Here is a 14,079-nt window from a genome sequence, read left to right on the forward strand (position 1 = left end):
CGGACATGGTGGCGCGTTTCGTGAAGGCATCGATGGAAGGCTGGAAGAGCTATCTGAACGATCCGGCGCCCGCTAACGCGCTGATCAAGAAAGACAACCCGCAGATGAGCGATGCGCAACTCGCGTATGGCGTCGCGCAACTCAAGAAGCTCAAGCTCGTGACGGGCGGCGATGCAGCCACGCAAGGCATTGGCACGATGACCGACGCGCGCTGGAAGAAGACCTTCGATTACATGGTCGAAGCGAAGCTGCTCAAGTCCTCGACCGACTATCACTCGGCCTACACGCTGCAATACATCCAGAACGCGAAGGTCATGCCCTAAGGTTTCCCTCAGGGTTCCTTAACGCATGCGCCGCATATACGCCTGAACGCTTAAAGAAGGAGTTTCACCATGCTGGTCACCTGTCAAAAAGTCTTGCGCCGCTTCTGGTACGCAATCATGCCGATGACGCAACTCGATGCCGGTCCGCAGCCGTTCACGTTGCTGGGCGAGCCGATCGTGCTATGGAAGGGCGCGGGTGGCAAGCCGCATGCGCTGCGCGATCGCTGCTGTCATCGCACGGCAAAACTGTCGAAAGGTTTTGTCGACGGCGACGGCAATATTGCCTGCGGTTATCACGGCTGGACCTACGACTGCACGGGGCAATGCGTGAAGATTCCGCAGAACAACGGCAGCGCGATTCCGTCGCGCGCAATCGTGCCGTCGTATCACTGCGAAGAACGCTACGGCTATGCGTGGGTCGCGCTCGAGGATCCGCTGCAACCGATTCCCGAGTTTCCCGAAGAGGGCGCGCCTGGCTACCGCCGCATCCTGCAGTTCTACGAGCGCTGGGAAACGAGCCCGCTGCGCATGATGGAAAACTCGTTCGACAACTCGCACTTCAGCTTCGTGCACAAAGGTAACTTCGGTCTGTTCGACAACCCGAAGCCGTCGAAGTACGAGTTCCGGCCGAACGAATGGGGCTTCGAAGCCGAGACGCATGTCCCCGTGCGCAATCCGCCCGCGAGCTATCGCATCACGGGCACGACCGAGGAAATCACCGAGCGCCATCTGGTCAACCGCTGGTATATGCCGTTCGCGCGTCGCTTTGGTTGCGTGTATCCGGCGAGCGGCATCCATCACATCATCTATAACTGCGCGACACCGATCGACGACCGCACGCTGATGCTGTCGCAGTGGCTCTATCGCAACGACACCGAAGACGCGTGTTCGACGCCGGAATTGATCGACTGGGACCGTCCGATCACCGACGAGGACCGCGACATTCTCGAAGCCACCGACTACGACGCGTGCATCGACGTACGCCGCCAGCAGGAATGTCACATGGAATCGGACCAGCCCGGTTTGCTGATGCGCCGCATGTTGCTGAAGTTGTTGAACGACAACGGCGAGTCCGAAGTATTTCGCGAAGTGTTCCCCATCAACGTGGAGGAATGATCATGGCGTCGACTGAAACCTGGTCCCCGAAGCCGCCTGCACCATTGCTGTCGGTGCAGCGCGTCGACAAGCGCTATCCGAACGGTACGGTCGCGCTCGAAGACGTGCGGCTGTCGATCGAACCCGGCGAATTCATCTCCTTGCTCGGGCCGTCCGGTTGCGGCAAGAGCACCTTGCTGAAGATGTTCGCCGGCGTCGAAACGCCGACGCACGGCCATATGCGCTGGTGGGGTCACCCGTTCGACACGGTCGGCTCGACAGGGCGGCGCATGTCGATGGTGTTTCAGGAAGCGACCTTGATGCCATGGGCAACCGTCGCCGATAACGTGCGCCTGCCGCTCGATCTCGCGCACGTGCCACGCCGTGAAGCCGATGCGCGTGTCGCCGAGGCACTCGACGGTGTGGGGCTCGCGAAGTTCGGCAAGGTGCTGCCGCGCGAGTTGTCGGGCGGCATGCAGATGCGCGCGTCGCTGGCGCGTGCGCTCGTCACCGAGCCGGACCTGCTGTTGCTCGACGAACCATTCGGCGCGCTCGACGAATTCACCCGCAACCGCCTCGACAGCGATTTGCGTGCGCTGTGGCAACGGCGCGGCATGACGGTGGTGTTCGTCACGCACAGCATTTACGAAGCTGTGTATCTGTCGAGCCGCGTGGTGGTGATGCAGGCGCGGCCGGGTCGCATCATCGCTGAAATACCGGTCGATGGTCCGCTCGAACGCGACGACGCATTCCGCGTCAGTGAGCCGTTCATGCAGCACTGCAAGACGCTCTCAGCGCTGATTACCGATGCGCATCGCGCGTCGTTCGCGAACGAAGAAACAGGAGGGCAATCATGACAGGCGAAGCGCTTGCGGGTCATTCGGCCAACACTAACGCCACGCGAAGCCCAGCGGCTGCGAAGCCTGAACGTCGACCGTGGTTGCAACGTCCAGGTGTGACAAAGGCGATCGCGCCGTGGGTCGTCGGGGTGGTGGTGCTGGCGTTGTGGCAGAGCTGGTGCGTGCTGATGAAGGTGCCGGCGTATCTGGTGCCGTCGCCGTCGGCGATCGTAACCGAGTTGGTCCAGGACGCGCCTTTACTGTTCGGCAGCTTGCTGGCGACGTTGAAAATCACCCTGCTGGCGTTTGCGCTTGCCACCGTGCTGGGTGTCATCATCGCGTTGCTGTTCGTGCAGAGCCCGTTGATCGAAGCGAGCCTGTTTCCGTATGCGATTCTGTTGCAGGTGACGCCGGTCGTAGCGATCGCGCCGCTGATCATCATCTGGGTCAAGGACATGAATGTGGCGCTGGTGTTGTGCGCGACGTTGGTGGCCCTGTTCCCGATCATCTCGAACACGGCGCTCGGCCTGCGCAGTGTGAATCCGGGATTGATCAACCTCTTCAGGATCAATCGCGCGACCCGCTGGCAGACTCTGGTGCGCTTGCGCATTCCGAGCGCGTTGCCGTATTTCTTCGGTGGCCTGCGGATTTCGAGCGGGCTGTCGTTGATCGGCGCGGTGGTCGCCGAGTTCGTCGCGGGAACGGGCGGCAGTGGAGCGGGGCTTGCCTATCAGATTCTGCAAGCGGGTTTTCAGTTGAATATTCCCCGGCTCTTTGCGGCGCTGCTGCTGATCACCGTGACGGGCGTCGTGTTGTTCGCCATCACGGCATGGGTGTCGCGCATTGGTTTGCGTGGCTGGCACGATAGCCAACTTTGATTTTTCGCGTTCAGGCTTATGACAACATACGACACCCAACCCTCCACGCTGATTCGCAACGCGACCGCGATCATGACGGGCGGACGTGGGACGGAAGATGATCCATCGCGTGTGCCGGGTCCCGACATTCGCATCGTCGGCGATACGATCGAGGCAATCGGCGCGCTCACGCCACGGCCCGGCGAGACGGTTGTGGACGCCACCGATTGCGTGATTTATCCGGCGTGGGTCAATACGCATCACCATCTGTTCCAGTCGCTGCTCAAGGGCGACACGGCCGGACTCGATGCCACGCTCACGCCGTGGCTTGCCGCGACGCCGTATCGCTTCCGTGCGCTATTCGACGAGCGGCGCTTCCGGCTCGCGGCGCGCATCGGCCTGATCGAACTCGCGCGTTCGGGCTGCGCGACGGTGGCCGATCACAATTACGTGTACTACCCGGGCATGCCGTTCGACAGTTCGGCGATTCTTTTCGAAGAAGCGGAGAAGCTCGGTTTGCGTTTCGTGCTGCTGCGTGGCGGCGCGACGCAAACACGGCAACTCGAGGCTGAATTGCCGACGGCGTTACGGCCCGAAACGCTGGACGCCTACATGGCTGATATCGAACGGCTCGCGGCCCAATACCACGATGCCTCGCCACGTGCGATGCAGCGTGTCGTGATGGCACCGACCACGGTGTTGTATTCGATTTCTCCTGCAGAGATGCGTGAGACGGCGGCGGTGGCGCGCCGGCTGGGGTTGCGTTTGCACAGCCACTTGTCGGAGACGGTCGGCTACCAGGACAGTGCGCATTCGATGTACCGGCGATCGCCGGTTGCATTCTGCGGCGAGCACGACTGGCTCGGCAGCGATGTGTGGTACGCGCATCTCGTCAAAGTTGACGCCGACGAAATCGCGCTGCTCGCGCAGACGGGCACAGGTGTCGCACATTGTCCGCAGAGCAACGGGCGGCTGGGCAGCGGCATTTGCCCGGTGCGGGAGATGGCGGACGCGGGCGTGCCGGTGTCGATCGGCGTCGACGGTGCGGCTTCGAACGAAGCGGCCGACATGATTTCCGAAGTGCACATGACGTGGCTTGCGCAGCGCGCGCGACGCGGCATGATGGCGCAGCCGAAGTATCGCGGCGGTAGCTTCGAAGGCGGCGCGGGTGCGGCGAGTGTGGCCGACGTGATTCATTGGGGGACGGCGAGTGGGGCTTCGATTATGGGCCTGGATGAGGTCGGGAAGGTTGCTGCGGGTTATGCCGCGGATCTTGCGGTTTATCGGCTCGATGATCCGAGGTATTTTGGCTTGCATGATCCGGCGATTGGGCCTGTGGCCTCCGGTGGAAGGCCTTCGCTGGCGGCGCTTTTTTCTGCTGGGAAGCGGGTTGTTGTTGATGATCAGATTGACGGTGTCGATCTTAAGGAGCTTGCGCGGGAGGCTCGGGAGGCGGTGAGGGCGTTGCTGGATGAAGTTAAGTGATGGTTTTTTGCCTGCCCCACAGGGGCAACCTCCCACACTTACAAACAACGCCTTGACCGCGCCCCACATTAAGCGCACCGTGAAGAAGGCAAAACCACGGGAGCGTGACATGTCTCTCAACTTCCCGAACCCAAGCCGCAGCTATGATGCCTTCCGTCACTGCGTCAATTTCTGGGGCTATGACAACGCGCGCGAAATCGCCTTCACTGTCAACGATTCGGTCATTTCGAATCTGAGCCCAAGCGTGGGCTCCGACGAACCGGCAGTGCTGGCGGCTTTCGACCGTCATCGCGAGCAAATCCTCACGCTCGCTCGCGGTCTGTATGTCGGCGGTCCGCAAAACCGCTATACGATTTCTTGACGCAGCGCGGCGCGGTACGTCCAACCGGACCTGCCGGCGCCGCCTTGTTCCACAGCCGAAGCAGCGCGGCGCCTACCGGCGCCTCGCCCTGTTTTGTCGCGGGAGTTCCAGCATGGATGATGACCAGGTCAACCTAGAAGAAATCGCCGATAGCAAACGGCGGCGTGAAGCAGCAGGTGTCGCCGAAAACGAAAAAGCGGCCACACCCGCGGCAAACGAGCCGCAGCAGGGCGAGGGCAATGAGCCCGCACCGAAGCAATGGGTCAAGCACGTGACGAAGTGGCTGGGCGCGAAGCGTACACTGATGCAAGCGCGTCGCCCATTGATACTCAAGAAGAAACCCGCCGCTCTCTAGACGTGCAGAGCAAAAATAACCGGCGTAAAGCCGGTTTTTCTATTTGTGCCGTCCCCATTAAAGCTTCCGGGAGCAGCACAGTGAGCGCTTTACCCGATTCCGTGCGTCCGGCGCGCGAGTCATAATCACCGTTGCAGCGGAACGAATGCTTGCGCCGTTTCCGCAGATCATGCGCAGCCGCGCCTCGGGCGCGTTCGGAACCCAGCAAGGAGCCACCGATGCCCAAAGGTGACCCAAGAAAGAACGAGCTGTTGGCGGTGTTGCCCAAAGTAGAGTGGGCACGCATCGAGCCGTATCTGGTCGAAGTCGATTTGCCCTTAGGTCAAGTCATCTACGAATCCGGCGGCCAACTTGAACATGTCTATTTCCCCACCACGTCGATTATTTCGTTGCTCTATGTGATGGAAGACGGTGCTTCGGCGGAAATCGCGATCGTGGGGCATGAGGGTATTGTCGGTGTGTCGCTGTTCATGGGCGGCGAGACCACGCCGAGCCGCGCGATCGTACAAAGCGCGGGCCGCGCGTGGCGCTTGAATGCTCGCATGCTGAAAGACGAATTTAATCGCGCGGGCCCGATGCAGCGCCTGTTGTTGCGCTATACGCAGGCACTCATTACCCAGATGGCGCAGACCGCAGTATGCAACCGCCATCATTCGATCGATCAACAATTGTGCCGCTGGCTATTGCTCAGCATCGACCGCCTGCCGTCGAACGAATTGCGCATGACGCAGGAGCTCATTGCCAATATGCTCGGCGTGCGCCGATCCGGCGTCACGGCAGCGGCGCTGAAACTGCAAAATGCCGGATTGATCCGCTATAGCCACGGCCATATCACCGTGCTGGACCGGCCCGGTCTGGAAGCGCATGTGTGTGAATGCTACGCGGTGGTCAAGCGCGAGTTCGACCGGCTGTTACCGGCGTTGCAGGCTATCTAGCGAACGTGCCCTGGCGAAGCGAGACAACGCAGCGCCGAACCGGCTCGCGTCAAGCGCGCTACCGTGCCGTTACCGTTGCCGTTGCCGCCGCGTCCACTGACGCCTTGCGTTCGATCTTTTCGAATACGTCCATCAATCTTCCTATACGTTGGGCGCTGTCAGGCGGCAGTCGTCCTTCACGGGGCGACAAGGCGAGAATCCGGCGTCGCCAATAGGGCAAGCCCAGCGGCGGGGCAGTCATGAGAAATGGAATGATCTGTTCGAGATGGGCCAGCTCGCTCTCAAATGGGTAGTTCGACATAGGTCTTCCGTACGGGCTGTGAGTGCTTTCACTCAGCTTGCGCGCGGCGCGAGACTCTGTCTGCACGCTACCGTACAGGACGCGAAGTCGCGCCCTCTGTGTCGCTAAACGCGTGCCTGGCCTCGGCGCCGAGCGCGAGAATCTGCGCGACACCCTGGCCGGCGGTGCACACGCTATGCAAGGTGCCAACGTCGTTCACGGTCAAGCGGCCTTGCGGCGTAATCACGGTCTTTTTGCGTCCGTGGTGAAACTCCCAGCTGAACCGGTAACCCGTCAGCGGATCACGAAACTTGATGCACACGTGCTTGCCGCTTTCGAGTTCAGCCGGGCTCGCCGGGTGTCCATGTTTCTTCAGATACGACGGCGCAGCCACAGTCAGAATCCGCGTGTCGAGCAGCTTGCGTGCAATCAGCGTCGAAACCGGCGGATCACCGAAACGGATCGCAAGATCGAAACCGTCGGCGACCATATCGCCCAACTGGTCGCGCGTGACCAACTCGAGTTGCAGATCGGCATGCTTATCGATGAAGCCGCCCAGTCTCGGTCCCAGCACGAGACGCGAAAAGAACGGGTCCATCCCCAGCGCCCTGGGTCGCCTGGCCACGCACCTCGCGCGTGACGGGCGCTTCGTCGAGATGACGAAACACCCAGGCGGACACCAGCGTGATGACGCCCACGCACACGAAGCTCAGGCGGAAGCCGAGCGCCGCCGATCCCCATTGCGCCGTGAACAGATTCACCAGCCCGCCGCCGATGGAGACGCCCAGCCCGATCGCCAGCATCTGCACCATCGAAAAGAGGCTGTTGCCGCTACCGGCATCTTCATGCGAGAGGCCTTTGAGCGTGACGCTGTTCATCGCCGCGAATTGCATGGAGTTGGCGCCGCCGAACACAGCCAGAATCACGATCTCGACGATGAGCGGTGTACCGCGCGTAATCAATGCGAACGCAACGATCGCCGACCCCACGATCACCGTGTTGACGAGCAGGAACGTGTCATAGCCATAGCGGCGCACGAGCGGCGCAATCCAGCGTTTGGTGAGGGTGCCGGCCAGTGCGGCGGGCAGCATCATCAGGCCGGAATGCAGCGGTGAGTAACCCAGTTGCAATTGCAGCAGTAACGGCACGAGGAACGGTACGGCGCTCGAGCCGATGCGGCACACCAGGTTGCCGATCAGACCGACGCTGAAATTCGGCTCGCTGAAGAGCGAGAGTTTGAAGAGCGGATTGCTGCGGCGTTTTGCGTGCGGAATGTAGGCGAGTGCGCTGACCACGGCGAGCGCGAACAGACCCACCGACCATGCCGCGCGATGCGTCTCGAGCGGCGCCTCGACGGCTAGCGAAAATGTGATCATGCACAGCGACAACAGCCCGCAACCGACGAAGTCGAACGGCGGCGCCTGAGTTTCGCCATGCGCAATTGCTGCACGACAGCGATTTGCGCGGTTCGTGGATTGGTGAGTGACGCCGCGCGGGGTCGTGCGTAGATGGCGTGACCGGAGGCGCTATTCCACTTAAGCGGGGAGGGTCGCTGCCAATGCATCGAACTCCGCACCCCATGCCGCGCGCCATGCGTGGCGCGTCGCTTCGTCGACCCATGCGGCGTCGATGCCGTTCAGCATGAACTGCCGCAACTCGGCGATGCTGAAGCCGAAGTGGCTAAACATCAATTGCCATGCTTCGCTCGGCGTCACTTTGTGCAGCGTCGGATCGTCGGTGTTCGGGTGAATGTTCAGGCCCAGGCCCGGCATGCGCCGCATCGGATGCTGTTCGGCCCAGACTTCCGGGGCGAGCGTGCGCAAATAGTAGGAGTTGGTCGGTACTACGGTGAACACGATGCCGCGCTCCGCATATTGAGCCGCCAACTGCGGGTTGTCGACGATCGTATAGCCATGATCGATCCGGTCGCATTGCAGCAGGTCGACGGCCGTCTCGACATTGCGCCATGGCATGCCGAATTCGCCCGCATGCGCGGTGGTTTTGAAGCCGGCGTTACGCGCATTGCGGTACGCCTTCCAGAACAACTCAGGCGGCCTGTCGTTCTCGCGGTAGTCGATACCGAGGCCCGCCACTTCGTCCGCGCGATGCGCGCACATCCAGTCGACCAGTGCGACCGCTTCGTCGGGATCGGCTTCGCGGTCGATGCTCGGTATCAGCCGGGCGCTGATGCCGAAGTCGCGCGCGGCGTCGCGAATCGCGGTGACAATGGCCGCTTGCGCATCCACATAGGGAATCTTCGAGACGCGCACCGTGCCGGTAGGATTCCAGAAAAATTCGCTATGACGCACCTGATGCGAGGCGGCATCGGCGAGATATTCATAGGCGATGCGATGCAGATCGTCGGCATGTGTGAGCAGATGTTCGTCGAGCGCGCGCAGCACACGCAGCACGCCGATGGGTTTTTCGCCACGCGTATAGAACGCATCGATCTCTTCGCGCTCGATCGGCGCGTTGCTCTTTTCGGCGAGCGCGATGAAAGTCTCGTGACGCACCGCGCCCAGCAGGTGGCAATGCAACTCGGCCTTCGGCAGGGCGGTGAAAAAGGCGCGATGGGCGTCGGTAAGCGTAATGCCGAGGCGCGATGCGGGCACGTTGCCCAATGTCTCTTTCATGTCGGTATGGTTTTCGGTAGTGCGTAAGACTCGACGCAAATTCAGTTTAGTGCAAATGCAGGATGAAACGTGCAGCTACGTTGGGTCGCTAAAGTGCAAAACTCAATGCGGCTTGACCACGGTATAGAAGTAATAGCCGAGCGGCACGGCTAGTACATAGAGGCCCCACGGTACTTCACGGAAACGTCCGGCGAGCAGCTTGACGAGCACGTAGCAGAGCAGACCGCCCGCGATGCCGGTGCCGAAACTGTTCGACATCAGCGTGAGCAACACCATCGAAAGAACGGGTAGCGAGTCGCTGAAGTCGTCGAAATGTGTATGGCGAATCGTGCTGAACATTGACAGCCCGATCAGGATCAACGCCGGAGCAGTCGCTTCTTTCGGAATGGCCAGGGCGACCGGCACGAACAACAGCATCAGCGCGAACATCGCGGCCGCGGCGAGCGAGGAGAGACCGGTACGCCCACCTGCTTCAACGCCGGCCGCGGATTCCACCAGCGCGGTGAGCGCCGGAATGCCGAACACCGGACCGAGCGTCGCCGCAATCGAATCGACGAGAAACGGCCGGTTGATGTTCGGCAGATTCGCGTTTTCGTCGAGCAGATCTGCTTTGGCGCCGACCGCGAGCGTGGTGCCGAGCGTCGAGAAAAATTCCGCCGCGAAGAACACGAACAGATATGGAATCGCGGCCACGCTCAATGCACTCGCGATGTCGAGCTTGAACGCGATCGGCGCGATGCTATGCGGCCATGACAGAAGCGACGTGGGCATATGTGTGACGCCAAGCGGCACACCGGCGCCGGCCGCAATCAGGATCGCCCACAAAATCGCGCCGGGGACGCGTCGCCCTTGCAGCACGACAGCTGCGCCGAGACCGATCAAGGCGACCAGGGTACCGGGACGCGAGAAATCGCCGAGTGCCAGTGCATTGGTCTTCGCGTTGGCGACTACCATCCCTGCGTTACGGAAGCCGAGCACCGCAATGAACAAACCGATCGAGGCCCCGAGCCCGAGCTTGATCTGCGCTGGAATCAACCGCACCACGAGACTGCGCGCGCCCACCAGCGTCAGGATCAGGAACAGCACGCCGGACACGAACGCAATGCCCAGACCCGTTTGCCATGCGACGTGCTCGCCCGCGAGCGTAGTGCCAAGAATCACCGAGCCGCCGATGCCGGGCCCCACCAGAAACGGTAGATTCGCATACAGCGCCATCAATACCGTGCTCAGCACGAACACGAGAATCGTTGCGGTAGTCGCCGCGCCGCGATCCATTCCGCCCGCCGACAGCAGCGACGGAATGACTACCAGAAGATAGGCGGCCGCGAGAAACGACGTGATGCCGGCGATGGTTTCGATACGCACGCTGGTCTTGCGCGCGGCGAGCGCGAAACGCCGTTCGAGCCAGCCGCCGCGCGCAAGCGTGGCCGGGTTGTTTGTCGTCGGCATTGAAGATTCGTTATTGATCAATTGATTCATCCTGTAACTACGCCATTTATACTGCTGCGCATTGCGTCGATGCATTGCACTCCATGACCGACCGTTCGTCCCTGCTGCCCGCGCTCACGCTGCGGCAAATCCAGTACTTCGTCACGCTTGCGCATGCACGCAGTTTCACGCAGGCCGCGCAATCGCTCGCCTTGACGCAGCCTGCGCTGACCGCAGCGATCCGGCAGATCGAATTTCTGCTCGGCGGCCCGCTGTTCGCGCGTTCCGCGCATCGGCTGACGCTGACGCATGCGGGCGCCAGCGTGCTGCCGCTCGCGGAGCGCCTGCTCAATCAGGCGCGCGGCACCTTCGACGATATGGCGAGCACCTTCGCCGCACGCGTGCAGACGGTGCGCATCGGACTGATTCCGTCGGCTGCGGCGCGCCTGTTGCCCGCGCTCGCCTTGTTGCGTACACAACAACCGTCGCTGCGCTTCACACTGAACGACATGCCAAACACCGCCTTGATCGATGCTGTGCGCCAGGGCGCGGTCGACTTCGGCGTCGGTGTGCACGAGCCCGATGCGACCGCGGCGGACAACGACGGCGAAGCTGCGCTGCGCTACCAGAATCTGTTCGAGGATCAGATCGTGGGGGTGCTGCGACGCGACGATCCGCTCGCGCAGAAGAAGAGCCTTGCGTGGGCAAAGCTGGTGGGCCGCGATCTGGCGGCGTTCGTGCGCGGCAGCGTCAGCGATGCGTTGCGGCGCACCGGCGGAGCCGAAGGTCTGCAACTCACGGTCGCATACCGCGTCGAGTACACGGAGCCTCTGTACGAACTGGTGCGCAACCGTCTGGCGATTGCGGTGTTGCCCAGTCTCTACACCATGCATCTGCATGACACGGAACTGATCGCGTTGCGTCTCGACAAACCGTCCGTCACCCGTTCGATCGCGCTGATTTCGCTCGTCGGCGACGATCGCGGCCCGCACGTGCGTGCTTGCCGCGAGTGGATCGCCGCACATATCTGACGCAACGTGCGCTGGATGCATGACCGTTGCCGAGCCTTTCACGGGCTCAGGGCAGCGTGGCGAGCCGGGCGCGCAAGGCGGCATAAAAACCGTCCGCGTCGACTTCGGTGATCCAGGTCGCGTTCGGCTTGCGGCCGCTGTGTCCGCTCCAGTCCACCACGGTTTCACCGAGTGTCCATTCGCCGGTTGTCTCGATCATCACGTTGACCTCGCGTCCTTTGAATAGCGACGGCTCGATCAGGTAGCCAGTCGCACAAGGGTCGTACATCGGCGCTTCTTCAACGCCCCGGCGCCCCTTCTGATACGCGACTTCCGCGGCCATGATATCGGCGGCCATCATGCCGCAGCGATTGCCGAGCGCGCGAATCGGCGCGATCCACCTGCTGCGTCATCCGCCCCGGCAGCACCGGAAGCGGCGGCCAGTATCGGCCAGGCCGACGCACCCGCAGCCAGTCCCATAGCCGTGCGCAAAAACGCGCGCCGGTCTTGCGTTGGATCGATGGAATTCGTCATGGTCAGAACACGTGGCGCATGCCGACCGTCGCGATCATCTGACGTATGCCGGTGGATTGAGCGTAGGCAAAAATCTGCGCGTGTTGCGCGTCGCCGGCGGCTTGCTGCGCGATCACCGTCAACGCCACGTCGGTGCGTTTCGACAGGAAATAGTCGGCTTGCAGATTGACCTGATGCCATTTGGGGCTCGTGTTGATCACATCGTATTTGCCGTCGGTGAACGCATACGCTGCGCCGAGAATGAACGCGGGCGTCACATGGTAGTTCAGGTTCAGGTTGTAGTTCAGCAAATGCAGATGTGAACCGTCGAGATAATCGTAGCGGACATCGGTGAAGAGCGCTGCAAATTGCGCGGGACCGACGGTATAGAAGCCGCCCGTGCCGAAGATGCGCTGCTTGCTCGCATACGCAGCCGGATGCAGCGCGCTCTTCGCGAAGATCAGCAGCGACGAGGCATAGTCGTTTGAAATCGCGCCGTCCGGATTGGTCGCGCTAAACGGGTTGTTGTACTGCGCGTAGACCACGCTCCACTTCAACGGGCCGTTCTCGTAACCGGCGCCGAAGCTGTACGCATTGTTGTTGGCGAAACCGGTAGCATTGCTGAAACCGTATTCGGCCGTGGCCTTCAGGCCGCGATAGTCGGGTGTCACGTATTTCACCGCGTTTTGCACCCGGATGTCGTTATAACCGTTGTCGTTGTCGCCGATGTTGACGCCGTTGCTCGCAATGATCACCGGGCCGACGTAGTCGTGCACCGTGTCGTACTGACGACCGAACGTCAGCGTACCGAACGTTTTGCTGGCGAGTCCGACAAACGCCTGCCGGCCGAATTCGCGGCCGTTTTGCGACGCGGTGCCGCTCATCACGTTAAAGCCGTTTTCCAGCTGGAAGATCGCGGTCGTGCCGCCGCCCAGGTCCTCAACGCCCTTCAGCCCCCAGCGCGGATTCTGGTTGGTCCCCGAGAGCGCCTGCCACGCGTTCTTGCCGCCCTGATTCGTCGCATACCCGACGCCCGCCGAAATCAGGCCATACAGTGTCACGCTGCTTTGCGCATGGGCGGTGCTGGAGAGTGCGCCGGCGATCGCGAGAGGGGCGAACTTGAGTAGTTTCATCGTGGTCCAGTAGCGGGAAAGGAGGGCGCCGAGCGTAGGGCGCATTCGAACTGGGCTCGACTATACGAAGTCGTCGGCTATAAAAATAATGTTGTTTTTTTATAGTTCTATAAATTTAATCTATTCAATCAAGCCTTGAAGACCATCGGCGGAACATGGAGACGACGGTAGCCCAAGCGTCCTTGCCCCTTACCCGTGTAAAAACGCTGTAAACCGTCCAGACCCGATATCTGGTGGTGCCCCGGAGGCTATGACGAGGAATTTGGTAATGCAGCGAGAGTAGCAACAAGCGATTTTATTTTCTTCATTCGCTCGCATCGAATGAAAAGCGGATTTCGTCATGGGTGACGGCGGCGCGTGACATTACGGACGCCAGCGCGCTCGGGGATGACGTCAGAGGCGATTCACGGCGCAGGCAGGAAATTCCAGTCTGAATTACGCACACTTCTTACGCCAGAAAACCGCTTTCTGGCGGCGAACGAAAGCGATTGCCGTGATAACTGTCCTTATCACGGCAAACCGCGGTTAATGTTCACCAACTGGCAAGGGCACTTGCGCTATCGCCGAGACAGCCACTGCCTTGGACCTGCTCACGATGCGAGTTCGAGCTGGACGCGTGACAGAGGACCTGCAAAGCAGTCCGACCGCTGCAGGGCCGCCCGTGCCTGCGTACTCGTCCCGGCGATGTCTAGCTAGTGTCCTGAGTTAAAAATTCATTGAAAGATGCCGATCACGTACTAAAGTGTTCTGTGTAGCACTTGATACGCGGAGGCAACGATGAGTGGACGGTCCAAAGGGGAACTCGTGCTGAGCGATTCTGAGCGCGAAGACC

12 protein-coding genes and 4 pseudogenes are annotated in these 14,079 nt (G+C 61.2%); 9 read left to right on the forward strand and 7 right to left on the reverse strand.

Going from position 1 to position 14,079, the window contains the following annotated elements; translation table 11 throughout:
• From VFE81_RS19190 to VFE81_RS19225, 8 genes and pseudogenes are all read left to right on the forward strand, one after another.
• Nucleotides 1-323: pseudogene (locus VFE81_RS19190) on the forward strand (ABC transporter substrate-binding protein); the annotation flags it as partial.
• 69 nt (nt 324-392) lie between these two features.
• Complete coding sequence (locus VFE81_RS19195; protein WP_325046107.1) at nt 393-1,439, forward strand: aromatic ring-hydroxylating dioxygenase subunit alpha; 1,047 nt, start codon at nt 393-395, stop codon at nt 1,437-1,439.
• 2 nt (nt 1,440-1,441) lie between these two features.
• On the forward strand, nt 1,442-2,275 hold the full coding sequence (locus tag VFE81_RS19200; protein WP_325046108.1) for an ABC transporter ATP-binding protein: 834 nt from the start codon (nt 1,442-1,444) through the stop codon (nt 2,273-2,275).
• Nucleotides 2,272-3,135, forward strand: coding sequence for an ABC transporter permease (locus VFE81_RS19205; protein ID WP_325046109.1), 864 nt, complete (start codon nt 2,272-2,274; stop codon nt 3,133-3,135). Before VFE81_RS19200 ends, VFE81_RS19205 begins: the two co-directional genes overlap by 4 nt.
• Before the next feature lie 18 nt (nt 3,136-3,153).
• A complete protein-coding gene (locus tag VFE81_RS19210) occupies nt 3,154-4,599 on the forward strand; it encodes an amidohydrolase family protein (RefSeq protein ID WP_325046110.1) in 1,446 nt (481 codons plus the stop codon).
• 109 nt (nt 4,600-4,708) lie between these two features.
• Nucleotides 4,709-4,960, forward strand: coding sequence for a DUF1488 domain-containing protein (locus tag VFE81_RS19215; protein WP_325046111.1), 252 nt, complete (start codon nt 4,709-4,711; stop codon nt 4,958-4,960).
• A 112-nt stretch (nt 4,961-5,072) separates the two neighbouring features.
• Nucleotides 5,073-5,315, forward strand: coding sequence for a hypothetical protein (locus VFE81_RS19220; protein WP_325046112.1), 243 nt, complete (start codon nt 5,073-5,075; stop codon nt 5,313-5,315).
• 218 nt (nt 5,316-5,533) lie between these two features.
• Entirely contained in the window at nt 5,534-6,250 is a 717-nt protein-coding gene (locus tag VFE81_RS19225) for a Crp/Fnr family transcriptional regulator (RefSeq protein ID WP_325046113.1), read from the forward strand.
• A gap of 58 nt (nt 6,251-6,308) precedes the next feature.
• Here the strand turns inward: VFE81_RS19225 and VFE81_RS19230 are convergent, their stop codons facing one another.
• From VFE81_RS19230 to VFE81_RS19250, 5 genes and pseudogenes are all read right to left on the reverse strand, one after another.
• Entirely contained in the window at nt 6,309-6,551 is a 243-nt protein-coding gene (locus VFE81_RS19230) for a hypothetical protein (RefSeq protein WP_325046114.1), read from the reverse strand.
• A 118-nt stretch (nt 6,552-6,669) separates the two neighbouring features.
• Nucleotides 6,670-7,134, reverse strand: a pseudogene (locus VFE81_RS19235) (substrate binding domain-containing protein); the annotation flags it as partial.
• Nucleotides 7,070-7,969, reverse strand: a pseudogene (locus tag VFE81_RS19240) (MFS transporter); the annotation flags it as partial. The pseudogenes VFE81_RS19240 and VFE81_RS19235, both read right to left, overlap by 65 nt.
• A gap of 96 nt (nt 7,970-8,065) precedes the next feature.
• The gene (gene add / locus VFE81_RS19245; protein ID WP_325046115.1) at nt 8,066-9,163 is read right to left on the reverse strand and encodes an adenosine deaminase; all 1,098 of its coding nucleotides are present in this window, start codon (nt 9,161-9,163) and stop codon (nt 8,066-8,068) included.
• Between the two features lie 102 nt (nt 9,164-9,265).
• Nucleotides 9,266-10,612 carry an NCS2 family permease gene (locus tag VFE81_RS19250; RefSeq protein WP_325046116.1) on the reverse strand — a complete coding sequence of 449 codons (1,347 nt, stop codon included), beginning with the start codon at nt 10,610-10,612 and terminating at the stop codon, nt 9,266-9,268.
• A gap of 83 nt (nt 10,613-10,695) precedes the next feature.
• Here VFE81_RS19250 and VFE81_RS19255 point away from each other — a divergent pair, with 83 nt between their 5' ends.
• Complete coding sequence (locus VFE81_RS19255; protein WP_325046117.1) at nt 10,696-11,622, forward strand: LysR family transcriptional regulator; 927 nt, start codon at nt 10,696-10,698, stop codon at nt 11,620-11,622.
• 46 nt (nt 11,623-11,668) lie between these two features.
• On the opposite strand, the pseudogene VFE81_RS19260 reads toward VFE81_RS19255, so the two are convergent.
• Nucleotides 11,669-11,998, reverse strand: a pseudogene (locus tag VFE81_RS19260) (nucleoside hydrolase); the annotation flags it as partial.
• A 139-nt stretch (nt 11,999-12,137) separates the two neighbouring features.
• The gene (locus VFE81_RS19265; protein WP_325046118.1) at nt 12,138-13,247 is read right to left on the reverse strand and encodes a porin; all 1,110 of its coding nucleotides are present in this window, start codon (nt 13,245-13,247) and stop codon (nt 12,138-12,140) included.
• Between the last annotated feature and the right edge of the window lie 832 nt (nt 13,248-14,079).

This window comes from Paraburkholderia sp. (assembly GCF_035656215.1).
Taxonomy (GTDB): Bacteria; Pseudomonadota; Gammaproteobacteria; order Burkholderiales; family Burkholderiaceae; genus Paraburkholderia.